The sequence below is a fragment of the Streptomyces sp. NPDC001514 genome (assembly GCF_053597075.1).
In genome coordinates this window covers 148715-171463 of sequence record NZ_JBSFHO010000003.1, presented here as the reverse complement: position 1 = coordinate 171463, position 22749 = coordinate 148715, and the positions used below count along the sequence as shown (strand labels likewise).

Here is a 22749-nt window from a genome sequence, read left to right as displayed (position 1 = left end):
GCGTCTGCTGCGTCCCAGAAGCCGGTCACAGAAACCTACCGGTCATGGCCATGCCGACCCATTTCAGGGTCGGCAGGTAGAGTCGCCCACGTAGTTACTGCGGCCCGCCGGGCTTCCGCTCCGCTCAACCGGAGTCTCGAAGGACATGCCCCCACCCGCACGAGTTGCTTCGTGCTGCCTGGGGGAAGTCCTTGCTGTTCCGCGAGTCCGCCGCGACTGTCGCCGTCATGGCCCATGACGGCTCACTGTTCCTGCGACTGACCGAGCAGTTCGTCCACATGCACGGCTACACGCCCGGCGCCTCAGAAGCGCGCTCCTGGGAGCGGAGCATCCCGGCCCTGGCCGCCGCGCTCAATGATGCCGGGCTCGGGCAGGTGGAGATGCTGCTGGAGTACGGGCTGCCGCTGAACAGCAAGCGGGCCGATGCAGTGCTGGCCGGGGTGCATCCGAAGACAGGTGAGGCGTCGTACGTCGTCGTGGAGCTCAAGCAGTGGAGCCAGGCGATGCCCGACGAGGACGACCCAGCGCTGTGTCGCGTCGATGCGTACGCCCGCCCCGTGCTGAACCCGATCGAGCAGGTGCGGGGGTACTGCCAGTACCTCGCGAACTTCAATGGTGCGATCGCAGCGCATCCGGGCCGGCTGCACGGCGTTGCCTATCTGCACAACGCGACCGAGTTCGGGATCACCGGACTGCGGGAGATCGAGGCGGATGAGTACGGGCAGATGTTCACCACCGAGGGACGCGGTGACTTCCTGGAGTACCTGAAGGCGCGGCTGGCGCCGGCGTCGGGAGCGGGGACGGCGGATGAACTGCTTGCCGGGAAGACGGCGCCGTCGAAGCAGCTGATGGCTGTTGCCGCCCAGGAGGTGCGGGAGCGGGAGCAGTTCGTGCTGTTGGACGAGCAGAAGGTCGCGTATCGGACCGTGCTCAACGCGGTGCGCCGGGCGCAGGACTCCGATCACAAGGAAGTCGTAGTCGTCACGGGTGGTCCGGGCACCGGAAAGAGCGTGATCGCGCTGTCGCTGCTCGGGGAGCTGTACCGGCAGGGGGTGACCGCGTTGCATGCGACGGGGTCGCAGTCGTTCACCAAGACCATGCGGAAGGTGGCGGGGGCGAAGAAGCGCGAGGTACAGGATCTCTTCAAGTACTTCAACAGTTTCATGACCGCTCGCAAGAACAGCCTCGAGGTGCTGATCTGCGACGAGGCGCACCGGATCCGTGAGACCTCCGCGAATCGCTACACACGGGCCGAGCACCGCACCGGACGGCCCCAGATCGAGGAGTTGATCGACGTCGCGCGGGTACCGGTCTTCCTGCTAGACGAGCACCAGGTGGTACGCCCCGGCGAGATGGGCACCGTCGCAGAGATCAAGGCCGCCGCGGCGGCGAAGGGGCTGGAGTGCCGTGTGGTGGCACTGGACAGCCAGTTCAGGTGTGGCGGCAGCAATGCGTATCTGCGGTGGGTGGTGCGATTGTTGGGGCTCGAGGAGGGCGGGCCCGTCGAGTGGGACCCCGACGACAAGATGCAGCTCATGGTGGCCGAGAGCCCCGAGGAGCTGGAGGCATTCCTGGAGAGCCGGCGCACGCAGGGGTACGGGGCTCGGATGTCCGCCGGGTACTGCTGGACGTGGACGACCAAGGTGCCGCCGGGACAGGACCTGCCGACCGACGTCGTTATCGGTGATTGGGCCCGCCCGTGGAACGTCTACGGAGAGCGTTCCGTCAACGGGGCCCCGCCGGCGGCCCTGTGGGCGACCGACCCTGCCGGGTTCGGGCAGATCGGCTGCGTCTACACCGCACAGGGCTTCGAGTACGACTGGAGCGGGGTCATCCTCGGGCCCGACCTGGTGTGGCGCCGGGACCGGTGGGTCACGGTCCGTACGGCCTCGAAAGACCCGGTGTTCAAGAAGTCCACTCCGGATGCCGACGTGGACCGATTGATCCGGAACACGTACAAGGTGCTGCTGACACGGGGCATGGTCGGCACGGTGATCTACTCGACGGACGAGGAGACGCGCGGCAAGCTGCGTCAGCTGGTCGGTGGCCGGCAGACGGCGGGGGCTGCTCTCTAGCACGTCGGCACGCGGTCGAGTGCGGGATCACCTCTCTCAAGCGCAACAGTGCCTCCGCTGCCGCCAACTCGCATTCCGCTGGGAGGCCACGCTGCTTTTCGCGTTGATCAACAAGTGGCTGTGACGCCAGCCCGACCCTCGCCTCGACCTACCCGCGCCGGGCATCATGGACGCCACGCATGCTCCGCGCTCCGCCTGGGTCACCATCGCCGCCTACGAGAATCTGCCGGGCGGCCTGCGGCCCATGGCGGCCGCACGCGCCTGACTGCGTGACCGCGGCATCGACTGGATGCCCTTCGGTCAGGACGAGATCCATCGGGGCCTGGCCTACGGCGTCGGCCCCGACGGGCACTGGCACGGCTGGTTCGACGTCCGCGTCCGCGCGGGCGCACTGCGCCGCCTCAGCCTGCACCCCGACCAGCCGACCGCCACCCGGTCAACGGCCCCTCCCCGCCCGGCTGGTGGCATGCCGCCACCGGACGTCACGCTTACCGCACATGGCCTCAGCCGATGACCACAGTGCGCTGCGCCGAGAAGTCCCCCCAGTTCCCGTCGGGAAGCTTCGCCCGAAGTTTGACCGAGTAGCGGGTGCCCGGCTTGTCGGTGACGGTGAAGGTGTAGTGCGCCTGGCCGGGCGGGGGCTGGGTGCCCCAGACGATCGTGGTGGCGAGCTTGCCGTTGAGGAAGAGCTGGTGTTCCTTGACCGGGGCGCCCGTCTGCGGTGGGGTCCAGGTCAGTTTGACGGTGCCTTCCGGGCCGTGGCCCTCAGGTCGATGGGGGCCATGTTCGGGCCGGCGCCCGGAGCCGAGGCGGTCGTGAGGTCGATCGCGGGGGAGTCGGAGGAGGAGTTGTCCGCCGCGTCGCGGGCCCGGACCGTGAAGGTGTAGACGGTGCCGGGGCGCAGGCCGCTGATGCGGGCTGTGGTCGTGGTGCCGAGGACGGTGTGGATGTGGGAGTCGGCCTGGTAGATGTCGTACGACGTCACGGCCGTGTCGTCGCTCGACGCACCCCAGCTCAGGGTCGCCGAACGGGCCCCCTCGGCCCGGCCCTTGGGGGCGCCGGGGCTGCTCGGGGGGCTGAGGGGTGCGGGCTCTCGGCATCGGGGGCCCCGACCGTCGGTCCTGGAAGGTGTGACGCCTGTGCCCGGCCTGCGGTTACGTGCGGACGGAGAACGCCCAGCACAACGCGTCGCCCTGCCCGCGCTGCGGCGGGGGGAGAGAGATCGCGGACGCAGGCTGCGTCCAGTACGTACTGGAGCCAAGGCGGGTCATCGCGCGGGACAAGCGGGACGACGCGCGGGTGCGCGACGACAAGGACGAACGGGACCGGCGGCGGTACGCCATGCTGACCACCGTCGACATCGATCCCGCGCATCTGGTGCCGGGCTCCTGGCGGCACGAGACGGCGACGTTCGGTGTCGACTTCAGCCGTCGCGCGAAGATCCGCACCCTCAACCTCGGTGTGGACCGGCAGGACGGCAGCAGCACGGTTCCCCTCGCGGGGACGACGTTCGCATCAACCCGTTCTACGTGTGCGCCAGTTGTGGTGGTGCAACCGCCGACGGGCGCCCCGTGGCGGACAAGCCGCAGGACGCGCTCACCGATTCTCTCGCCGCCAGTACCAAGGCCAGTGCACACCATCTGCTGGGGTGTCCGCGTCGGCGGACGAAAGGCAATGGCGACGAGCAGGACAAGGGGCAGGATCTGCCGCTGCTGCTGGCGCACGAGCTGGACACCGAGGCGGTCCGGATCCTCCTGCCCGCGTCGGTCGCCCGCGCCCGGGAGCGGCTCGCCTCTTTCACTGCGGCGATGTTCGCCGGTATCGCCGCCCGTTACGGCGGCGACGCCGACCACATCGACATCGCGGCCGCCTCCATGCCCGACGGCGGCGACTCCGACTGGACGCGACGCTTCCTCGTCGTCTACGACCGCCTCCCTGGCGGGACGGGCATCTGCACCGGCTCGCGTCCGCAGACGCCTTCCGCGAGGTGCTGGTGGCGGCCCTGGACGTCATCGAGAGCTGCCCCTGCATCGAGAAGGGTCAGGACGGCTGTCACCGCTGCCTGCTGAGGCCGAGTCCGACCTGGAGGTCATGTGCGTCGAGACGCTCAAGGACTGGGCAGCTCAGCCCGACTCCCGGGCCGCTGCCGACGCATACACGACAGCCGCAGGGACGTACTCGCTGGACCTCCGGCTCACTGCGGAGGACGGCGCCGTCCTGCGGTGGCGGGTGCCCCAGCAGCGTGTCCTGGACGGTACCCGGCCCGACGTCCTCTTCGAGCGGCTCGATGCCCCGGGCCCGCGCCTCGCCCTGTATCTGGACGGCTACGAGTTCCATGCGAGCACGAAGCACAACCGCCTCGCCGACGACGCCACCAAGCGGGCACTGCTGCGTGCCGACGGTGTGCGTGTCTTCCAGCTGACCTACTACGACGTGAAGGAGTGGCGCACCCGCGTACGGGAAGCGGGCTACTCCGCAGCCGTCCCAGCCGATCCCGTGTGGCGGCCCTACGGCGAGCAGGCATGTGCCCAGGCGCGTGCGTACTACGCCAAGGTGCGCGGCGCCCTGCCGAGTGAACTCGCCGAGAGGGCGTGGGTCAACCCGGGCGGACACGTTGATCGCCTATCTGCGGGCTCCGGACGCGGGCGGATGGCTCGCGCGGACGGAGGCCGTTGTCGCAGGCCTGACCGGAGCGGGCGCCGATGCTGCTGTCGTCTCGGCGGACACCGTCGGCGAGCAGATCGAGGCGGCGCTGCGCGGGCGACCCCCACAGGCGCAGCCCGGAAAGGTACGTCTGCTCGCCGCGACGGACGCGTCCGCCTGCCGGGTGGTGGCCACCGCCGACGGGCGGCGGACTCCCCCCGTGTGGTCCGCGGTCACCGTCCTCGACGACTCCGAGGCGGCTGTGTCCGACGAGGACCGTCACAAGAAGCGCTGGCGGGCCTGGCTGTACTGGAGCAATCTGCTGCAGTTCCTGGAGCAGAGCGGTGGAGACAGTGCCCAGCTGACGACAAGTCTGCTGGACGGTTTCTCGGCCCAGGAGTTCTCCGTCGCGGGCGGGGCGGGCTGGCTGGAGTCGACCCGCGTCACGCTCGTCGAGGAACGGCCAACGGTCGCAGCGGCCCAGGAGCCGCCCCTGGCCGCCGCAGTGGCGGCCCCTGGAGTCGAGGAGGCTCCGGCAACGAGGGGGACCGACGGCTGGGAGGCCGTGCTGGAGCTGCTCGACCCCGACGAGCCGGGGGCTGGAATACCAGCGCATGATCATCGCCGGGGTGACGCAGGGCCTCGTGCCACGCGAAGCGATTCTCCAGCTGCGGTCTGCCGACGCCCTGCGCCACCGCCGCGAGATGCAGCGGGCCCGGTCACTGCTCTTCGTCGCGGCCACGCGTGCGCGGGACAGTCTCGACATCTTCTGGCACGGCTCGCCGAGCCAGTTTTTGGAGCCACTGCTGACCGCATGAGAAACGCATCCCCAATCAACGCGCGTGAGGCATTCTCGACGCCGCTCTTGCGGACGGCGACTCCGGAGCTGGCCCGCAAGGTCGCGGCCGAGGAACTCGCCGCGATCCGCGAGGAGATCGGCGAGGAGGCCTTCGCGGCCGGCAAGTGGCAGCAGGCCCACGACCTGCTGCTGCACGTCGCGCTGGACGCGGACTACGCGGACTTCCTGACGCTGCCGGCGTACGAGCAGCTGTCGGCTGACCGCACAGCGGCCGAGCAGCACTCCCGCCTCACGCCGCCGCCCCCTAGTACCGCACAGCACCGGGGGCGGCGGCATTTCGGCTCGCTACTTGTCCGGTTTGTCCGTGTGCCCAAGGGTCCGCCCCGGTGCGACCCGGTCCCGGACCAGCCGCTTGACGGCCGTCGGCTCCGGGAACCCCTGCTCCCGCCGGTCCCACACGATCTCTCCGTCGACGCGAACGGTGAAGACACCGCCGGTTCCGGGCTTGAGTGAAAGATCCTCCAGCTCTGCCTCGAAGGTGGTGAGCAGTTCCTGGGCCAGCCACGCGGCTCTCGGCAGCCAGCGGCATTGGGTGCAGTACTCGATCTGGACCCGGTGACCGGTGCCCAGGGGCGGGGTGAACGGATTCACGGGACGAGGCCACCTTTCGGCTGCTCGATGGGGAGATACCGGGCGGCTGCCGGACACTCGTGGTGCGGTCCATTCTGACGGCTCTGTGCGGACCTCACTGAACGGGCGGCTTCCGCCGCCGCTCCACCAGCCATGACGCGGCGAGGAAAACCGGCAGGGCGATCCCGATGAGGGCCGCACAGCCCGTCACGGCGCTCAGCACAAACCGGCCGCTGACGCGGAGCACACCGTAGTAATAGCCGACCACCAGCGCCATCAGCAGCAGATACCCACCGACGGCGGTACCGGCCACAAGCCTGGTCAGTGCGGGCCAGCCGCGCCTCGTCGTGGGGGGCAACCGTCCTTCGCCCCGCCGGTCTTCCCGGTGCTGGATGCGCAGGCCGAAGGCGAGAACGCCCATCAGAACCAGGTAGCCGCCGAGCATGATGGCTAGGTTCAGGTGAGTGGGAAGCATGGGGCGCGCCCTCCGGGTGGGTGTTCGCGGCCCTGCTATGCGTCCCTGAGCAGGAAGTGCCAGCCACGTACGAAGGCGTGCCAGCCGAACCACAGCCACAACGCGAACAACGCCCATCGCCCCACCGGATACCGCATGATCGCGCGCAGCGCATCGCTGAGGGTCGGGAAGGAGTCGCCCCTCTGGATGAGCCCCAGCCCTTCCCACGCGAACAGGGCACCGAACAGAACCGCCCAGACGAGGTACCCGATCACCGGATGCTCTGTCATGCCGACCTCCACTCGCTCACGTTCAGCCGGCTGTCCTCCGGGGGCAGCCTGGTCGATCATGCGTCACGCCGCCTGCGGAATGGGGGATACGACGACGTTCGGGCACCGTTGCCGCTTGGCGACGCCCCCTCACCGCCGGCCTGCTCCAAGCCGGCCTCACCGTGCCCGTCGCCCACTGCGCCCGGTCCTCGATGGCGGGCGGCCGTCCCACATGTCCGACCGGCGTGGCGCGGGGCCGCGATCTCGCCGCCCCGCACGTCCGCAGATCGCCGAACCGCCGCGCTGCGACGTATATCGGGTACCGCCGACGGAACCCGGTTACACGATCGGGCAGCGGGAACGGTCACGTTCCGCATACAGACGCCCCTGCCTCGCTCGACATGCTTGCGGCAGGGGCGACGCGCGCCCACCTCGGCACGGGACGGCGGAGCACAATGCACCGGCGGCCCGACGGGCAGGTCCGGCACAATGTCGCGATGATCGGCAAACGGATCACCTACCGCATGGCTGACGGCATACGCGTACCCGGGACCTGGCGGCACGCTTTCATCCGCAACGGCGACTACCACCTGACCGACCTGTTCATCTACGCGGACGGACTCATCGACTGCTGGGGACTGGTCACCCTCGACGAGTTCGAGGAGAAGCTGCGCAGCGGCTGGGTCGCCACCGAGCTCCCGGACGGCGGCAGGGCGTCCGGCCACGAGCTGGCAGCCTGGCGGTTCGGCGAGCCGCGCACCTGGCTCACCCCCGAACTGCTGCTCGCCGAAGTGCGGGACACCATCGACCAGCTGAACGGCCGCCCGGATTCGACGGAGCGGTGCCTGGCCGCTGTTGACGTGTTTCTCGCCGACCGGACCGAGGAGAAACGGGCCGCAGCCCGCGCCGTCTACCTCGCCATCCCCAGGACCCAGCGCCACTGCGCGCTCGGCGACATGGACCTGAAGGACTGGCCGCTCAAGGTCCTGGTGGCCGGGCCGGGCGGGCAGGTGGAGGACTGGCCGGACGAGCCCGTCACGCAGGAGGCGTACGACGATGCGGTCGCCTACTTCGAGGACCGCGCGAAGTGGATCACCGAAGGGGCCTCACGGGTCCCGGCGGACGGACCGGCGACCCCGGCGGCGCCCGCGATCCAGCTGTACCAGTCGTATCCACTGAAGCCGTCGGACGACCCGGGCACGCAAGCCCTGCGCAACGACTACCCGGCACCCATCGACATCGACGGTGGCACCTATCCCTCCGTCACCTACGCGTACTGGGCGCTCTCGACCGCCGACCCCGACGCCCGGGCCGCGATCACGGGCGCCGACACCCCCTTCGCGGCCCGTCGGGCGGCCGCCGACGCCAGCCGCCGCGACGGCTGGGAACAGGCCAGGATCGCTGTCATGACCGGCCTGCTGCGGGCCAAGTACACCCAGCACCCCGAGCTGGCCGAGATCCTCCTGGCGACGGGCGACGCGACACTCGTCTACGATGACGCCGACTCCGGCTTCTGGGGCGACAACGCTGGCCGCGGCAGGAACTGGACCGGTCGCCTCCTCGAACTCGTCCGCGCCGAAATGCACGCACAGCGGGCCGGGATCATCTGACGGGCCGGGACGCCTGGTGCCGACGGCCGGTGTGCCGCCCGGTCGAGACTGACCGGCTCCCCGGCCGAGCGATATCCAAGCGGATCTGACCTGCGGCGTCGGCTCCGACGGACACTGGCACGGGTGGTTCGGCGTCCGTATCCCAGCCGACGCACTGCGCCGGCTCGGCCTGCACCCCGACCAGCCGACCGCCAAGGTCGACGGGCCCTCTCCGCCGGGCTGGTGGCATGCCGCCGCAGAACGGAATGCCCACAGGCGTCTCTGAACCCACTGCCTCAGCCGACCACCACCGTGCGCTGCGCCGAGAAGTCCCCCCAGTTCCCGTCCGGGAGCTTCGCGCGGAGCTTGACCGAGTAGCGGGTGCCCGGCTCGTCGGTGACGGTGAAGGTGTAGTGCGCGCGGCCGGGCGGGGGCTGGGCGCCCCAGACGATGGTGGTGGCCAGTTTTCCGTTGAGGAAGAGCTGGTGTTCCTTGACCGGGGCGCCCGTCTTCGGTGGGGTCCAGGTCAGGTCGACGGTGCCCTTGCGGGCCGTGGCCCTCAGGTCGGTGGGAGCCGTGCTCGGGCCGGCGCCCGGGGCGGATGCGGTCGTGAGGTCGACGGTCGCGCTGTCCGGGGAGGAGTTGTCCGCCGCGTCGCGGGCGCGGACCGTGAAGGTGTAGACGGTGCCGGGGCGCAGGCCGGTGATGCGGGCGGTGGTCGTGGTGCCGGGGACGGTGTGGATGCGGGAGTCGGCCTGGTAGATGTCGTACGACGTCACGGCCGTGTCGTCGCTCGACCCACCCCAGCTCAGGGTCACCGTTCGGGCTCCCTCGGCCCGGCCCTTCGGGGGGCCGGGGGTGCTCGGGGAGCGGCTGTCCTCGGCCGCCGGGGCGAGGGTCGTCACGGGGATCGATGCGCTGTGCGGTGAGGCGTTGCCGGCGGCGTCGACGGCCCGGACGGTGAAGGTGTAGGCGGAGGACGGGGTCAGGCCGTCGATGTCGATCATGTGCTTGGTGGCGGGGACGGACTTCACCTTCGTGCCGGCGCGGAAGACTTCGTACGCGGTGACGCCTCGGTCGTCGGCGGACCGTTCCCACATGACGTGCACGGAAGTGCCGCTGCCGGCCTGGGCGGTGACGCCGCTCGGTACGGACGGGCTGCGGGTGTCCTTGGCCTCCTGCTCACCGCAGGCGGTGAGCAGTGCGGCGGCGGTGCACATCGATGCGGTCAACACGGCCAATTCCAGGGCGCGTTTCACAGGGCTGCCTCCGTCCGACGGAGCAATGGTCCAGACCTGTATGGCACAACGTGCGACCACGTACAAGAGCCGTGGCCCAACAGCGGCTGCGTTCAGCTCTTCAGCGCGTGCGTCGCCGCGTCCTTCACCGCCCGCTCCGGATGGCGGTCACGCAGCTCGTGCAGGACGCGCAAGGAGGTGGGCGGGTCCGCCTCGGCCAGCGCGCGGACGAGAGCCGTGGCACCGCCCGGCCATCCGGCCGCCGCCGCGTCGAACGCGTCGAGGAGCGCCGTGGGGACCGGGTCGGGTTCGCGGTTCTCGGCGGCGGCCGTGACGAAGGCGCGCATGTCCTCCGTCCAGAGGCGGTCCAGGTCTTCGAGGAGGAGGGTCGCGCGGGCGGTGAGGGGGACGAGGTCTTCGGCGGCCGGCTCGTGGCGGGCGGTCAGGAGGCGGTGGGCGTAGGCGCCGGTGACGGGGTCGGACAGGGCCGTGCGGAGCGCGGTGGACGGGACGCCGGCGGCGTCGAGGTGGGCGAACAGCGCCGGAGTGGCCGTGTGCGGGAAGTCCGCGGACTTGGCGGCGGAGACGGCCGTCAGCAGTTCGGTCCAGGCCGCGTCCGTGCCGCCGCGGGCCGTGGTCCAGGCGGTCAGGGTGGCGGTGGCGATGGCCGGGGGCCAGTTCTGGACGGCGGCGAGGGTCTCGGTGGCGTCCCAGGCGGCGACGGTCTCCTGGTCGGGGGCGGCGACCTCGCCCGCGGTCAGGATGTGGCGCAGGACGGCGCTGCCGAGCGGAGTGAGGCCGTATGCGTCTCCGGTGCGGAAGACACAGCCGGTCTCGGAGAGTTGGTCGACGAGGTCGGCCAGGGCACGGGCGTGGGCGTCGAGTTCGGTGCGGTCGTCGTCGGTCAGGCCCGGGAGGGCCAGGAGGCCGGCGAGCTCGGCTGTCGTGGGGGTCGAGTAGGAGGCGGTGGCCGAGTCCGGGACGGGGACCGGCAGTTCCTCCAGCCCGGGGGCGACCTTCCAGCCGGCGATGTCGGCGGCCTTGCGGGCCACCGAGTCCGGGGTGCTGCCGCGCTCGTAGAGGGCGTAGAGGATGTGCGCCGCATCGAGGGTGTACTCCTGGTCGGGGTCGGCGGCGGCGGGGATGCGCTCGACGAACGCGGCGAGGATGTCGGCGCCGAGCTCGGTCAGCTCCTCCGGGGTTCCCTCGGTCCAGACGGTGTTCGCCGGGCCGGGGAATCCGCAGTGCTCGGCGAGTTCACGCAGGTCGTCGCCTGCCGTTCCCGCCGCGAGGGCCGCGGGGAGCGGGGCCGCGTGGAGCAGGGCCCGGATCTCGTCCGGGGCCGGCAGCGCGGGCGGCGGAGGGAGCGGGATGCCGGAGTCGGCGAAGTAGTCGAGGTGCTCGTCGAGCATGCGGTCCGCGAGGGCGAGATGCGGAAGGTCTTCCGGACCCGGTGCGAGCTCGGCGTACGGGCCCGCGAGTGCGTCGCTGAGGCCGGAGGCGGTCCAGCGGTCGGTCAGCTCCGCCGCGAGCCGCTCCAGCTGGTCCGGGCCGGCAGCAGGGTCCTGCACGAGCAGGGCCTCGGTGAGGACGGCCCTGGCCGCGAGCGTACGGGCCACGACGGCGGAGCGGTGCAGCGGTGACGGGAGGTGTGGGCGGTCCGCGTGGGGGGTCTCCGAGTGCGCCGCGAGCCAGGTGCGTACGGCAGCGGCGTCGTCCGCGTCGACCCCGTCCGCCCGCAGCAGTGACGCGTACCAGCGGGGCCACGTCAGGTTCCGCGGATCGGTCATCGCCCGCTCGAACTCCGGCATCACGTCCTCGACGGCGGCGAGCAGTCGGGCGTGGCGCTTGGCGTTGAGCCGGTTGCCCGCCCTGACCCGGTCGGCGAGTGCCGTGAGCAGGTCCGGCATGGCGGCGCGTTCCTCCGGCGTGGCCCACAGCAGCCCCGGCAGGTCCTCGAGCAGGACGCGGATCAGCAGCTGCGGCGTCGGCTCGGGCACGCCCGCCCTGCCGTCCGCGCCGCGCAGGGCAAGGAACGTGAGCACGGCGTCGGCGGGACGCGCGGGCGGAGCGGCTCCCCGCTCCGTCTCGGCCCAGGCGAGGAAATCGTCGAGGCCGGTGTTCAGGGCAGCGATGGGGGTGGTACGGGTCACCTCGGGAGCGTATGGGTGCCATGTGCGACTCGTCTGTCCTGCCACGTGCGGATGGCCCGATCGGGTGATCACCGTGGGCTCTGTGTCACCGCCGCGGGGTCGGCGGCCCCTGGACGGAGGAACGGAGGATCGGGCAGGCGATGAGTTTCCGTACGCGGAAAGGTCTGCCTTTTCATGGAGACGAACCATGTGGACCTCGGTCCGGTCGCGGCGGACATGGCGCGGCTGGCCAAAGGCATCGACGACGCGCAGCTCGGGGATCCGACCCCGTGTCCCGCATACGCCGTACGGGAGCTCCTCGCCCATATCGTCGGGCTGTCGACGGCCTTCCGTGACGCCGCCCGCAAGGACTTCGGGCCGACGACCGGCACCGATCCCGGCACGGTCGAGTGGGTCCTGGAGGACGACTGGCGTACGGAACTTCCCCGCCTCCTCGACGAGCTGGTGACGGCGTGGCGCGCTCCGGGCGCCTGGGACGGCGACACCCAGGCCGGCGGCGTCACGCTCCCGGCCGCGATCGCGGGGCGGGTGGCCCTCAACGAGCTCCTCGTCCACGGCTGGGACCTGGCCCGCGCCACGGGCCAGGGCTACGACCCGGACGAGGCGAGCCTGACCGTGTCGTACGGACTGCTGAAGCCGGCCGGGGACGACCCGAGCCGCGACGGCATGTTCGGCCCGGTCGTGCCGGTCCCGGACGACGCGCCGCTGCTCGACCGGGTCGTCGGGCTGAGCGGGCGGAGCCCTGATTGGACCGCGGAGGACGCCACGCGCTGATTGGAGGCGCCGGCGAAGAAGGACCGCCTCGCGGCGATGGCGGTGGCCCCGACGGCGATCGCCCTGACCCCCGACGACGGTCGCCCCAATGGCGGAGCTTCCACGCCGCCCGCCGCAGGAAGAGATCGGGAGTGTCGCAGGAGTACGAGATCTTCGACCACTCGGTGCACACGGTGGCGGACCTCTCGGGCATCTTCGTCTTCGCCGTCACCGGGGCTCTGGTGGCCGTCCGCAAGAAGTTCGACGTCTTCGGCATCGCGGCCCTCGCCGAGATCACCGCGCTGGGCGGCGGGATCTTCCGCGACCTCGTCATCGGCGACGTCCCGCCCGCCGCCTTCCGGGACATGGGCTACTTCATCACCCCGCTCGTCGCCGCCGCCGTGGTCTTCTTCCTGCACCCGGCGATCAACCGCATCGGCGGTGCCGTCCAGGTCGTCGACGCGGCGGGGCTCGGGCTGTTCTCCGTGTCCGGCACGGTGAAGGCCGCCGTGTGGGGCATCGAGCCGTTCCACGCGGCCGCGATCGGGGTCGCGACCGCGGTGGGCGGCGGTGTCCTGCGCGACCTTCTCGCGGGGGAGATCCCCTCCCTGCTCCGCCGCGACCGCGAGATGTACGCGCTGCCTTCCGTGCTCGGGGCCGGAGCCGTGGCCGTGCTGCTCCAGTTCGGGCTGCTGGGGCCGATCAGCAGCGCCGCCGCCATGCTGGCCACGTTCGCGCTCCGGCTGCTGGCCCTGCGCTACGGCTGGCGCGGCCCCCTCGCCTGGAACAGCGAGACACCTCCGGCTCCCCGGCCGACCGGGCAGCGAACCGGAACCGGGTGACAGAAAAGCGGCGTACGCGAGCAGCGCGCCCAGGGTGGCGCTCCCCGTCGTCGCGTTCCGGCGGGGACGAAACCCGGTGGCCCGCGGTCCCCCGTCCTGCCAGGCTTCCCCCATGTCTTCGTCCACCCCGCCGCCGTCCCCACGTACGACACGTGCGTCATCACGCCGTGTGAAGCCCAGCCTCTACATCTCCGTCGACATCGAGGCCGACGGCCCGATCCCGGGCCCGTACTCGATGATCAGCCTCGGTGCGGCGGTGGCGGGGCGGCAGGACGCGGACGGATACGTCCCGGCCGAGGACCCCGAGGCGCACACCTTCTATCGCGAGCTGCGGCCGATCAGCGAGGAGTTCGTCCCCGAGGCGCTCGCGGTGAGCGGGCTGGACCGGGACCGGCTGATCCAGAACGGCAGCGAACCGGCCACCGCCATGGCCGCGTTCACCGACTGGGTCCGCGAGGTGAGCGCGGGAGCCCAGCCGGTGATGTGCGGTTATCCGGCCTCGTACGACTGGACGTTCCTGTACTGGTATCTGATCCGGTTCACCGGCGCGAGCGCGTTCGGCCACTCGGGGTGTCTGGACATGAAGACCCTGTACGCCACGAAGGCCCGGCTGCCGCTGCGTGCCGTCGCCAAGGGAGCGATGCCGCGCGAGGTGCTCTCGCGGCGACGGCACACTCATCACGCGCTGGACGACGCGATCGAGCAGGCGGAGCTGTTCAGCAACCTCATGCTGTGGGATCCGGGACGCCCTCCGGGGCCGGTGAGCTGAGCCGAGAGGCTGCAGCCGAGTGGGGAGCCTCACAATCAGTTACGTTGTGCACAACTAAATAGGGCACTAGATTTCTTGCCGGGAACAGCGAGCGAGAAGGAGAGCCTGCGATGGATTTCACCCGGTACGAGGCCTACAACCCCGTCGAACGCCCCACCCACCAGCAGGAGCTGGACGAGGTCGTGCGCAATGTCGCACGCCGCACCCGTGAATCGGTCGAGCGGCAGGGCGTGGGGCGTGCGGTCCGCACAGCGCACGGCAAGACCTACGGCCTACTGAAGGCAACGGTCACGGTGAGTGAGATCCAGGAGTCGTACGCCCAGGGGATTTTCGCCTTCCCCGCCACGTACGACGCGGTCGTGCGCTACTCCAACGGGCTCGGGCATCTGCGCGCGGATTCCCTGCTCGGGGCGGCCTGCGGCATGGGGATCAAGATGTTCGGAGTCCCCGGCGACTCCCTGCTGGCGGACGAGGCGGAGGCCACGACCTTCGACCTCAACCTGATCAACAACAAGGTCTTCTTCGCCAACACGGCCTACGACTACATGGTCATCGAGGAGCTCTTCGCCGAGTTGCCGGACGCTCTGGTGAACCCGGCGCGGCGGAAGTCGTGGATGGGGGAGTTCCTGACCCGGCGCGGTTCGCTGGCGACGGCGGACGAGTGGCTGTGGGACGAGCTGTTCGCCATGCTCTCGTTCACCCAGGTCCCGCGGCGGAACCTGCTCTCGTACACGTACAACAGCATGGGCGCCTTCCGGTACGGCGACCACATCGCCAAGATCCGCACGGTCCCGGTCTCCCCCGTCACGCACCTCGACGTCGATGTGCGGGCCGACGGCGAGGCCTTCCGCAACACGCTCGTGGCCGAGGCGGCCCTGCGGGAGCACGCCTTCGAGCTTCAGGTGCAGCTCAACGCCGACCTCGCGCGGATGCCCGTGGACAACACCTCGGTCGAGTGGCCTGAGCAGCTCTCGCCGTGGGTGACGGTGGCCCGGATCGACCTTCCACGCCAGCACATCGGCGGCGAGGAGAATCTCACCGCCGCGGACGGCACGTCGATCACCCCGTGGCGCACGCGCGAGGACCACCGCCCCATCGGTGAGATCCAGCGCGTGCGCGAGGAGGTGTACCGCCGCTCCTCGGTCGAGCGGCACCGCCTCAACGGGCAGCCGCGCCAGGAGCCGGCGAGCAGCGCCGAACTCCTGGGCTGACCTGCACAGCCGAGGTCCCGGGCGGGGCTCCCGGGCCGGGGTCCCGCGCCGGGAGCCCGGCCCGGGAGCCGGGCCCGGGAGCCCGGGCCCAGCCACGCCCTTCAGGACGCCGGGATCGGGCCGTCCCCCAGCGGGTTGAGCTGGTCCGCGTCGCCGTCGAAGGCGAAGAGGAGCAGGTCGGCCATCGTGAAGGCGTCGCGGCGCGCGGCGGGCAGGCTCGGGCGCCAGTCGGGGTGACGGACGATCGAGGTGCGGCTGCCCTCCATCGCCCGGTGGAAGACCTCGGCGACGAGACGGCCACCGACTCCGGTGAGGCGGCCGGGGTGGCGCGGGTTCGTCTCCGCCTCGCGCAGGACGTAGAACCAGAGCGGAGAGTGGGCGACCAGTTCGGCGCGCTCGTCATCGGTCAGGGCGGACAGGTCCGCGCCGCTCCCCGCCCCCTCCAGGATCTGGTCGGCGGTGAGCGGCTCGATGCCCATTTCGGCGGCCAGTTGGGGTCCGGTGGCGAGTTCCACCATGTCGGCGCGGGCGAGGTTGCGGAAGGCCAGGTTGCGGTGGATCGCCGGCGGGGCCGGCTGCCCGCGGCCCGCAAAGGTGCCGGTCGGGAGGAGGGTGAGCGGGTCGACGAGCCGCGTGTCGATGCGCTTGGCAAGGTTGAACTCGGCCGCCGATACGGCGAGATCGTCGCGGCCCGCCTCCGTGAAGTCGAAGAGCCTGCGGAAGTCGGCTATCCAGTTGCTCGGCAGGCGCAGGTTCTCGCCGGACTGCGGGTCGTCGAGGTCGCTGAGGTCGTCGGGGTTCCCGGTCGGCGGAGTGAGGTTTCCGGACGTACCGCTGAAGCGGAAGAGCAGGGCGAGCGACGCGGCGCCGCCCGGTCCGTCCGTACGGAAGACCCGGTTCCACTGGTAGGCCGCGCGGATCATGCTGTGGCCGAGGCGGTACGCGGCGACGGAGAACTCCAGCGGCATCGTGGGCCGTGCGCCCGGCCGGTACTCCCCCGGTGCGTCGACGTGGCGGCGCCCGTACGTGAAGACGCGCGAGACGATCTCCGGGTCGACGATCCGCGGCAGGAAGTCGGTGCGGAGCACCCACTGGTAGTGCTTGACGACGGTGTCGCGGGCGGCCCGGAAGAGCAGCGGCTCGGGCACGCCGCTCGCGGCCAGGTGCGCGTGGACCTCGTTGTGGAACCGGATGAAGGCGAGATGGAGCTGGCCGACGGCCAGGTTCTCGTCGTTGCGGGCGTCGGGGATGAGCGCGGCACGCTGGTCGGCGCGGGTCCCGCCGACGCTCTCGCCGGCCCGCGGCAGGTCGAAGCCCTTGAGATCCGTGTTGGCGGGCGGGAAGTCCGGCGGGAACGGCACGCCGAGCGAGGTGCCTGCCTTGAGCCTTCCGTCGGGCTCGTAGAAATGAGCGCTCGACCGGTGGTCGGGGCCGAGGCCGTAGACCGAGTCGAGGTCGAGGGCGGGTGAGCGGCCCTGGCGCAGGTCCTCGTCCGGGACCGGTTCGCCGAGCGCGGCGCGGGTGTTGTCGAGGGTCAGGTCGTGGTCGACGAACTGACCGAGATAGGTGAATCCGGCCGGGATCCCCGGCGCGCCGTCCACGTCGGAGTCGGGGTCCGGTCCCGCCGCGGCGGTGGTCATCGCCTCGGCCAGCTTGGTCCGCAACTCCTCGCTGATCCGCACGCCGCGCTTGCCGATCCGCGAGAAGCGGAAGGCGCGCCGCTCCTCCTCGGCGGTGGGGGCGCGCGAGGCGCCGTGCTCTCCCCCCGGCTGCGGCTCGAGGATGCGCCCCTCGCGACCCTCGTTGACGTCGCGGCCCCCCTTGACGTCGCGACCCTCGTTGACGACGTAGTAGCTCTCACGGTGGTGACGGTGCATGTACTGCCCCCGGTTCTGTCCCCCGTATCGCGCGGGGTTCGTCCCGCGCGGCGGTCATGCGTCCCTGTCTGCCCTGTACGACGTCATACGTCCGGGACCGGTTGTGCCGTCCGCCGGATACGGCCGGATCCCGCCGTACGTGAGGGGGTGTACGCCCCCGCAGCACTCTGATAGGAAAGGTTCCTAACAGAACAGCGGAACGCTGAACTCCTTGGGAGGTCACAGGTGCACGTCCCCCACCGAAGCACCACCGCACGACGTACCGTCCTGGCCGCCGCGCTGCTCGGGCTCGGCCTCACGGCTCTGCCGGGCACCGCGGGCGCGACCCCGGAGCCCCCGGAGGCACAGGCCGCCGGGCTCGACGACCCGGCGAAGAAGGAAATCGCCATGCAGTTGGTGTCCAGCGCGGAGAACTCCTCACTGGACTGGAAGGCGCAGTACAAGTACATCGAGGACATCGGTGACGGCCGCGGCTACACCGCCGGGATCATCGGATTCTGTTCCGGCACCGGCGACATGCTCGATCTGGTCGAGCTCTACACCGACCGCAAGCCGGGCAACGTCCTCGCCAGGTACCTGCCCGCGCTGCGCGAGGTCGACGGCACCGACTCGCACGAGGGTCTCGACCCGGATTTCACCAAGGACTGGGTGAAGGCCGCCCGGGACCCGAAGTTCAAGCGTGCGCAGAACGACGAGCGCGACCGGGTCTACTTCGACCCGGCCGTCAGGCGCGGCAAGAGCGACGGCATCGGCGTACTCGGCCAGTTCATCTACTACGACGCCATCGTCATGCACGGCGACGGCGGTGACAGCACCAGCTTCAGCAGCATCCGCAGGAAGGCCCTCGCGAAGGCGAGGCCGCCGGCTCAGGGCGGCGACGAGAAGACGTACCTGAACGCATTCCTGGACGCCCGGGTCTGGGCGATGAAGCAGGAGGAGGCGCACGAGGACACCAGCCGGGTCGACACGGCCCAGCGGGTCTTCGTCAGGAAGAACAACTTCAACCTCGACACGCCGCTGGACTGGCACGTCTACGGCGAGCACTTCCACATCAACTGAACATCGACCGACCAGGCAGGACACGGAGGGCCGGGTGACCGCGCACACGCGCGGGCACCCGGCCCTCCGGCACACGACCAAACGATCGATTCGCTCAACTCGGTTGAATTACTTGAGCACTTGACCACAGCGGTGCTAGAAACCGGTTGCTTCGCAACGCCATGCCCCCGGCTCCGGAGACCCGATGATGACTCCCTGGACCCGTCGCGGCTTCCTGCGCGCGACCGGCTGCACCGCCTTTGCCCTGTCCGTCCCCGGCCAGGCATACGCCGCAACGGCCGCCGACGCCTACGACTCGCTCCGCGCCACCTGGCGCGATCTGATCCTCGGCACCGGCTTCAGCCCCACCGCCGAGCCGTTCAGGACCAGACTCGCCGAGCTCGGCGCCGCCGCCACCGGCCGGCGCGATTCCATGGCCCCGACGAGCGGCTCGCTCTGGCCCGATCTCGTCTTCGCCGACCCGGAGCCGGACACCGACCAGGAGTCGTTCGGCTACTCCGCGAGGATCGTGGACAGTTACGCCCGGCTGAGGACCATGGCCGAGGCGTACGTACGCCAGGGGACCGGCCTCACCGGGAACGCCGCCCTCGCGGCCGACGTCCTCACCGGCCTCGACCACCTCTACGCCCAGGTCTACAACGAGAACCGGACGCGGTACGGCAACTGGTGGAGCTGGCAGATCGGCGCTCCGCAGCTCTTGCTCGACGTCTGCGTGCTCATGTACGACCAGCTGTCGGCCACGCAGCTCGCCCACTACTGCGCGGCCGTGGACCACTTCGTACCGGACTCGGCGGTCGCGAGCTACACCGGCACGAGCACCGGCGCCAACCGCGTCGACCTGTGCCGCGTCCTGGCGCTGCGCGGCGTCGTCGGCGAGAGCTCCGCGAAGCTCACCCTCGCCCGGGACGCGCTCTCGCCCGTCTTCCCGTATGTCACAACGGGCGACGGGCTCTACGCCGACGGATCGTTCATCCAGCACACCTATGTGCCGTACACCGGCTCGTACGGTGCCGTCATGCTCGGCGGCATCGGCATGCTGATGGCTCTGCTCAGCGGCTCCAACTGGGCCGTCACCGACCCGGACCGGCAGATCGTCCTCGACGCGGTCGAGGGTGCCTGGGCCCCGTTCCTCTACAACGGGCTGATGATGGACGGCGTTTCGGGCCGGGCGCCCAGCCGCGGCGTTCAGGCCGCCGACCCCAAGCAGATCCAGCAGGACGACCACACCCGTGGCCATGGCATCCTCGCCGCGATCGTGCTGCTCGGGCAGGGCGCGAGCAGCACCGAGAACGCCCGCTGGCGCGGTCTGGTCAAGGGCTGGATGCAGCGCGGCTACTACAGCCCGGCGACGAGCGACGCCTCGCTGGGCCTGGCCGCGCTCGCCCGGCTCACCGCCGTGCAGAACGACACCTCGGTCTCCGCGATCGCCGAGCCCATCGGACACCGGCTGTTCGCCGCCATGGACCGGGCCACCCACCGCAGGCCGGGCTGGGCCGCGTCGATCAGCATGGCCTCCAAGCGGATCACGTACTACGAGACCGGCAACGGCGAGAATCTGCGCGGCTGGCACACCGGCGACGGAATGCTCTACTGGTGGGGCGACACCTACGGCAACGGGCAGTACTCGGACGCCTTCTGGCCCACGGTCGATCCGTACCGGCTGCCTGGCACCACCGTCTCCAGGAAGCCGCTGGCCGATGCGGCGGGCGGCGACTGGGGTGCGTCCCGGCCGGACGTCAACTGGGTGGGCGGCGCGACGGACGGCCGGCATGCGGCCCTCGGCCAGTATCTGAAGGGGCTCTCCAGCACCCTGGTGGCCAAGAAGTCCTGGTTCTGTCTCGACGACACGATCGTCTGCCTGGGCGCCGGCATCAGCTGCACGGACGGCGCGGCCGTCGAGACGATCGTCGACAACCGCAATCTCGGCGCGGCCGGGAACCACACCCTGACCGTCGACGGCACGGTCCAGCCGGCCGGCCTCCCCTGGTCCGCCACCTTGGCCGCCGCCGACTGGGCGCACATCAGTGGCTTCGGCGGCTACGTCCTCCCCGGCGGCGCGACGCTGAAGGCCCTGCGGGAGCAGCGCACCGGCCGGTGGAGCGACATCAACAAGGGCGGTTCGACCACGGCGATCTCCCGCCGCTATCTCACGCTGTCCGTCGACCACGGCACCGCCCCGGGGAACGCGACGTACGCGTACCTGCTGATGCCGGGAGCGAGCACCGCGCAGACGTCGGGGCGCGCGGCCGACACCGGCTGGCTCCGGATCCTCGCCAACACCAATGACCAGCAGGGCGTACGGGTGGACTCCCTCGGCTTCACCGGCGTCAACTTCTGGTTCGGCGGGACCGTGGGCGACCTGGTGGCGAGTGCGCCGTGCGCGGTGATGATCCGGGAGCAGAGCGACGGCACGGCGGTGATCTGCGTGTCCGACCCGATGCGGATGCAGACGTCGCTGACGCTCACCTGGAACCGTGCCGTCGCCTCCGTGATCTCCAAGCCGGGCACGGTCTCCGGCGCGACCACCGGCTCCTCGCTGAAGCTCACCTTCGGCGACCTCAGCGGCACTTCGGGTGCGACCCAGAAGATCACCGTCAGGCTCGGCTGAATCGTCCAGACGACCGGCGGCTGATTCCTGCGCTCACCCGGACCGCCGGTGCCGCCGGAACCTTCGGCGGCACCGGCGGTGTGCCGGACGGCGGCGGCGGATCAGTGGACCGCGACGCTCTCCTTGTCGCTCACGGTGGCCTCCTCCTGCTCCGAAATCGCCTTCTTCCCCAGGTGGTTGAAGGCCACGTTCAGCACGATCGCCACCACGCACCCGGTCGAGATGCCCGAGTCGAGCACCACCAGGAGGTCCTTCGGGAAGGCGTGGTAGAACTCCGGCGCCGCGATCGGGATCAGCCCGACCCCGACGGCGGCCGCCACGATCAGCGCGTTCTCGCCCTTCTCCAGCGCTGCCGCGGCCAGGGTGTGAATGCCGCTCGCGGCCACCGAGCCGAAGAGGACGATGCCCGCGCCGCCGAGCACCGGCAGCGGCACCAGGGCGATCACGGAGGCTGCGACCGGGCTCAGGCCCAGCAGGACGAGGATGCCGCCGCCGGCCGCGACGACGTAGCGGCTGCGCACCTTGGTCATGGCGACCAGGCCGATGTTCTGGGCGAAGGCGCTGCACATGAAGCCGTTGAAGAGCGGGCTGACGGCGCTGCCCAGGGTGTCGGCGCGCAGGCCGCCCTCGATGATCCGCTCGTCGGCGGGCCGGTCCACGATCTTGCCGAGGGCGAGCATGTCGGCCGTGGACTCGGTCATGCAGACGAGCATCACGATGCACATGGAGACGATCGCGGCGATCTCGAACTGCGGGGCACCGAAGTGGAACGGCGTCGGGAAGCCGACCGGATCCGCGTTCCTCAACGCGTCGAAGTCGGTCATCCCCATGGGGATGGCGAGGACCGTACCGGCGACCAGGCCGAGCAGGATGGCGATCTGCTGCAGGAAGCCGCGCAGCAGTTTCCGCAGCGCGAGCACGATGACGAACGTGAGCGCGGCCATGCCGATGTTCTTCGTCGAGCCGAAGTCGGGTGCGGCGGAGTTGCCGCCCTGGGCCCAGCGGAAGGCCACCGGGAGCAGGGACACCCCGATCAGGGTGATGACGGTGCCGGTGACGACGGGTGGGAAGAACCTGACGAGCCGGGAGAAGTACGGGGTGAGCACGAAGCCCAGCACACTGGCGACGATGATCGCGCCGAAGATGACGGCCATGCCGTCGTAGCCGCGGTCCTTGCCGATGGCGATCATCGGGGTCACTCCGGCGAAGGACACGCCGTTGACGAAGGGGAGGCGGGCTCCGACCCGCCAGAAGCCGAGGGTCTGGAGCAGGGTGGCTATGCCCGCGGTGAAGAGGCTGGCGCCCATCAGGAACGCGGTGTCCTTGGCGCTGAGGCCCACGGCGGGGCCCACGATCATCGGCGGGGCCACGACACCCGCGTACATGGCGGCCACGTGCTGCAGGCCGCTGGTGAACATCTTGAACGGCGGGAGCGTCTCGTCGACCGGGTGCTTCCGGTCTTCGGGGGCGGCGCCTGCATTGGGCTGAATCCTGGGCTGTGCGGCCACGGGCGGTTCCTCCGGTCGGGTAACACATCGGCGGTGACGTGGGTGTCAGGGAGGTGGTGCTGAGTGGTGCGAAGTGCTGCAGGTGGTGCGTCGTGATGTGGTGCGCCCAAGAGAAAGCGTGCCGATGGGGTGGCGACACGAGTCACCGCCCCGGGGGGTGCGTACCTTTGGCGCACGCACCCCCCGGTGACGGTTGCCGTGGACCCCGCTCGGGTCCACGGCCGCCGGGCGGGGGGCGTCCCCCACGGGCGGTCTCACGGGGGGGTGGGGGT

The 22749-nt window shown here is 70.7% G+C and carries 19 protein-coding genes and 3 pseudogenes; 13 read left to right on the top strand and 9 right to left on the bottom strand.

What is annotated here, in order from left to right; all coding sequences use genetic code 11:
* The first annotated feature begins 191 nt into the window (after positions 1 to 191).
* Together ACWCXB_RS05365 and ACWCXB_RS05360 are read left to right on the top strand one after the other, a co-directional pair.
* Positions 192 to 2075, top strand: a complete 1884-nt coding sequence (locus ACWCXB_RS05365) for a DNA/RNA helicase domain-containing protein (RefSeq protein ID WP_450719217.1) — start codon at positions 192 to 194, stop codon at positions 2073 to 2075.
* Positions 2076 to 2364: 289 nt separating this feature from the next.
* The gene (locus ACWCXB_RS05360; RefSeq protein ID WP_450719215.1) at positions 2365 to 2589 is read left to right on the top strand and encodes a hypothetical protein; all 225 of its coding nucleotides are present in this window, start codon (positions 2365 to 2367) and stop codon (positions 2587 to 2589) included.
* Here ACWCXB_RS05360 and ACWCXB_RS05355 read toward each other — a convergent pair.
* Positions 2579 to 3165, bottom strand: a pseudogene (locus ACWCXB_RS05355) (fibronectin type III domain-containing protein); the annotation flags it as partial. The gene ACWCXB_RS05360 and the pseudogene ACWCXB_RS05355 overlap by 11 nt on opposite strands.
* A 481-nt stretch (positions 3166 to 3646) precedes the next feature.
* On the opposite strand from ACWCXB_RS05355, the gene ACWCXB_RS05350 reads away from it, so the two are divergent.
* Positions 3647 to 4144 carry a hypothetical protein gene (locus ACWCXB_RS05350; protein ID WP_450719213.1) on the top strand — a complete coding sequence of 166 codons (498 nt, stop codon included), beginning with the start codon at positions 3647 to 3649 and terminating at the stop codon, positions 4142 to 4144.
* Here ACWCXB_RS05350 and ACWCXB_RS05345 read toward each other — a convergent pair.
* Positions 4128 to 4412 carry a hypothetical protein gene (locus ACWCXB_RS05345; protein ID WP_450719211.1) on the bottom strand — a complete coding sequence of 95 codons (285 nt, stop codon included), beginning with the start codon at positions 4410 to 4412 and terminating at the stop codon, positions 4128 to 4130. The genes ACWCXB_RS05350 and ACWCXB_RS05345 overlap by 17 nt on opposite strands.
* 899 nt (positions 4413 to 5311) lie before the next feature.
* Here ACWCXB_RS05345 and ACWCXB_RS05340 point away from each other — a divergent pair.
* Together ACWCXB_RS05340 and ACWCXB_RS05335 are read left to right on the top strand one after the other, a co-directional pair.
* Positions 5312 to 5536 (top strand): annotated as a pseudogene (locus ACWCXB_RS05340) (3'-5' exonuclease); the annotation flags it as partial.
* A gap of 56 nt (positions 5537 to 5592) precedes the next feature.
* A pseudogene (locus ACWCXB_RS05335) lies at positions 5593 to 5769 on the top strand (malate synthase A); the annotation flags it as partial.
* A 93-nt stretch (positions 5770 to 5862) separates the two neighbouring features.
* Here ACWCXB_RS05335 and ACWCXB_RS05330 read toward each other — a convergent pair.
* The 3 genes from ACWCXB_RS05330 to ACWCXB_RS05320 all read right to left on the bottom strand — a co-directional run bounded on the left by ACWCXB_RS05330 (position 5863) and on the right by ACWCXB_RS05320 (position 6891).
* Positions 5863 to 6147 (bottom strand): SelT/SelW/SelH family protein, encoded by a 285-nt coding sequence (locus ACWCXB_RS05330; RefSeq protein WP_450719521.1) that lies wholly within the window; start codon positions 6145 to 6147, stop codon positions 5863 to 5865.
* Between the two features lie 115 nt (positions 6148 to 6262).
* Entirely contained in the window at positions 6263 to 6592 is a 330-nt protein-coding gene (locus tag ACWCXB_RS05325; RefSeq protein ID WP_450719209.1) for a DUF6256 family protein, read from the bottom strand.
* Between the two features lie 65 nt (positions 6593 to 6657).
* Positions 6658 to 6891: a DUF6186 family protein gene (locus tag ACWCXB_RS05320; protein ID WP_450719207.1), complete on the bottom strand. Its 234-nt coding sequence runs from the start codon at positions 6889 to 6891 to the stop codon at positions 6658 to 6660.
* Positions 6892 to 7367: 476 nt separating this feature from the next.
* Between ACWCXB_RS05320 and ACWCXB_RS05315 the strand changes: the two genes are divergently transcribed.
* Positions 7368 to 8480, top strand: coding sequence for an NADAR family protein (locus tag ACWCXB_RS05315; protein ID WP_450719205.1), 1113 nt, complete (start codon positions 7368 to 7370; stop codon positions 8478 to 8480).
* A gap of 73 nt (positions 8481 to 8553) precedes the next feature.
* The gene (locus ACWCXB_RS05310; protein WP_450719520.1) at positions 8554 to 8745 is read left to right on the top strand and encodes a hypothetical protein; all 192 of its coding nucleotides are present in this window, start codon (positions 8554 to 8556) and stop codon (positions 8743 to 8745) included.
* A gap of 10 nt (positions 8746 to 8755) precedes the next feature.
* Here ACWCXB_RS05310 and ACWCXB_RS05305 read toward each other — a convergent pair whose 3' ends face one another.
* Positions 8756 to 9679 (bottom strand): fibronectin type III domain-containing protein, encoded by a 924-nt coding sequence (locus ACWCXB_RS05305; protein ID WP_450719518.1) that lies wholly within the window; start codon positions 9677 to 9679, stop codon positions 8756 to 8758.
* Positions 9680 to 9810: 131 nt separating this feature from the next.
* Entirely contained in the window at positions 9811 to 11850 is a 2040-nt protein-coding gene (locus tag ACWCXB_RS05300; protein ID WP_450719203.1) for a hypothetical protein, read from the bottom strand.
* Between the two features lie 174 nt (positions 11851 to 12024).
* On the opposite strand from ACWCXB_RS05300, the gene ACWCXB_RS05295 reads away from it, so the two are divergent.
* The 4 genes from ACWCXB_RS05295 (at position 12025) to ACWCXB_RS05280 (ending at position 15425) form a co-directional block, all read left to right on the top strand.
* Positions 12025 to 12624, top strand: a complete 600-nt coding sequence (locus ACWCXB_RS05295; protein WP_450719201.1) for a TIGR03086 family metal-binding protein — start codon at positions 12025 to 12027, stop codon at positions 12622 to 12624.
* Positions 12625 to 12755: 131 nt separating this feature from the next.
* The gene (locus ACWCXB_RS05290; protein ID WP_450719199.1) at positions 12756 to 13445 is read left to right on the top strand and encodes a trimeric intracellular cation channel family protein; all 690 of its coding nucleotides are present in this window, start codon (positions 12756 to 12758) and stop codon (positions 13443 to 13445) included.
* A gap of 112 nt (positions 13446 to 13557) precedes the next feature.
* Positions 13558 to 14214 (top strand): 3'-5' exonuclease, encoded by a 657-nt coding sequence (locus tag ACWCXB_RS05285; RefSeq protein ID WP_450719197.1) that lies wholly within the window; start codon positions 13558 to 13560, stop codon positions 14212 to 14214.
* Between the two features lie 110 nt (positions 14215 to 14324).
* Positions 14325 to 15425: a catalase family protein gene (locus ACWCXB_RS05280; protein ID WP_450719195.1), complete on the top strand. Its 1101-nt coding sequence runs from the start codon at positions 14325 to 14327 to the stop codon at positions 15423 to 15425.
* 101 nt (positions 15426 to 15526) lie between these two features.
* Here ACWCXB_RS05280 and ACWCXB_RS05275 read toward each other — a convergent pair whose 3' ends face one another.
* Positions 15527 to 17302 carry a peroxidase family protein gene (locus tag ACWCXB_RS05275; protein ID WP_450719193.1) on the bottom strand — a complete coding sequence of 592 codons (1776 nt, stop codon included), beginning with the start codon at positions 17300 to 17302 and terminating at the stop codon, positions 15527 to 15529.
* 225 nt (positions 17303 to 17527) lie between these two features.
* On the opposite strand from ACWCXB_RS05275, the gene ACWCXB_RS05270 reads away from it, so the two are divergent.
* Both ACWCXB_RS05270 and ACWCXB_RS05265 read left to right on the top strand, forming a co-directional pair.
* Positions 17528 to 18361 (top strand): chitosanase, encoded by an 834-nt coding sequence (locus ACWCXB_RS05270; RefSeq protein ID WP_450719191.1) that lies wholly within the window; start codon positions 17528 to 17530, stop codon positions 18359 to 18361.
* A gap of 184 nt (positions 18362 to 18545) precedes the next feature.
* Complete coding sequence (locus tag ACWCXB_RS05265; RefSeq protein WP_450719189.1) at positions 18546 to 20969, top strand: polysaccharide lyase 8 family protein; 2424 nt, start codon at positions 18546 to 18548, stop codon at positions 20967 to 20969.
* A 101-nt stretch (positions 20970 to 21070) separates the two neighbouring features.
* On the opposite strand, the gene ACWCXB_RS05260 is transcribed toward ACWCXB_RS05265, so the two are convergent.
* The gene (locus tag ACWCXB_RS05260) at positions 21071 to 22477 is read right to left on the bottom strand and encodes a nucleobase:cation symporter-2 family protein (protein ID WP_450719187.1); all 1407 of its coding nucleotides are present in this window, start codon (positions 22475 to 22477) and stop codon (positions 21071 to 21073) included.
* Positions 22478 to 22749: the final 272 nt, after the last annotated feature.

What these genes read in the sequence shown, in the direction of transcription:
- ACWCXB_RS05325 (WP_450719209.1), bottom strand. Translation starts at nt 6,592, where the DNA reads ATGCTCGGCGGCTACCTGGTTCTGATGGGCGTTCTCGCCTTCGGCCTG.
- ACWCXB_RS05360 (WP_450719215.1), top strand. Translation starts at nt 2,365, where the DNA reads ATGCCCTTCGGTCAGGACGAGATCCATCGGGGCCTGGCCTACGGCGTC.
- ACWCXB_RS05265 (WP_450719189.1), top strand. Translation starts at nt 18,546, where the DNA reads ATGATGACTCCCTGGACCCGTCGCGGCTTCCTGCGCGCGACCGGCTGC.
- ACWCXB_RS05345 (WP_450719211.1), bottom strand. Translation starts at nt 4,412, where the DNA reads ATGGAACTCGTAGCCGTCCAGATACAGGGCGAGGCGCGGGCCCGGGGC.
- ACWCXB_RS05280 (WP_450719195.1), top strand. Translation starts at nt 14,325, where the DNA reads ATGGATTTCACCCGGTACGAGGCCTACAACCCCGTCGAACGCCCCACC.
- ACWCXB_RS05275 (WP_450719193.1), bottom strand. Translation starts at nt 17,302, where the DNA reads ATGCACCGTCACCACCGTGAGAGCTACTACGTCGTCAACGAGGGTCGC.
- ACWCXB_RS05315 (WP_450719205.1), top strand. Translation starts at nt 7,368, where the DNA reads ATGATCGGCAAACGGATCACCTACCGCATGGCTGACGGCATACGCGTA.
- ACWCXB_RS05285 (WP_450719197.1), top strand. Translation starts at nt 13,558, where the DNA reads ATGTCTTCGTCCACCCCGCCGCCGTCCCCACGTACGACACGTGCGTCA.
- ACWCXB_RS05320 (WP_450719207.1), bottom strand. Translation starts at nt 6,891, where the DNA reads ATGACAGAGCATCCGGTGATCGGGTACCTCGTCTGGGCGGTTCTGTTC.
- ACWCXB_RS05295 (WP_450719201.1), top strand. Translation starts at nt 12,025, where the DNA reads ATGGAGACGAACCATGTGGACCTCGGTCCGGTCGCGGCGGACATGGCG.
- ACWCXB_RS05305 (WP_450719518.1), bottom strand. Translation starts at nt 9,679, where the DNA reads ATGTGCACCGCCGCCGCACTGCTCACCGCCTGCGGTGAGCAGGAGGCC.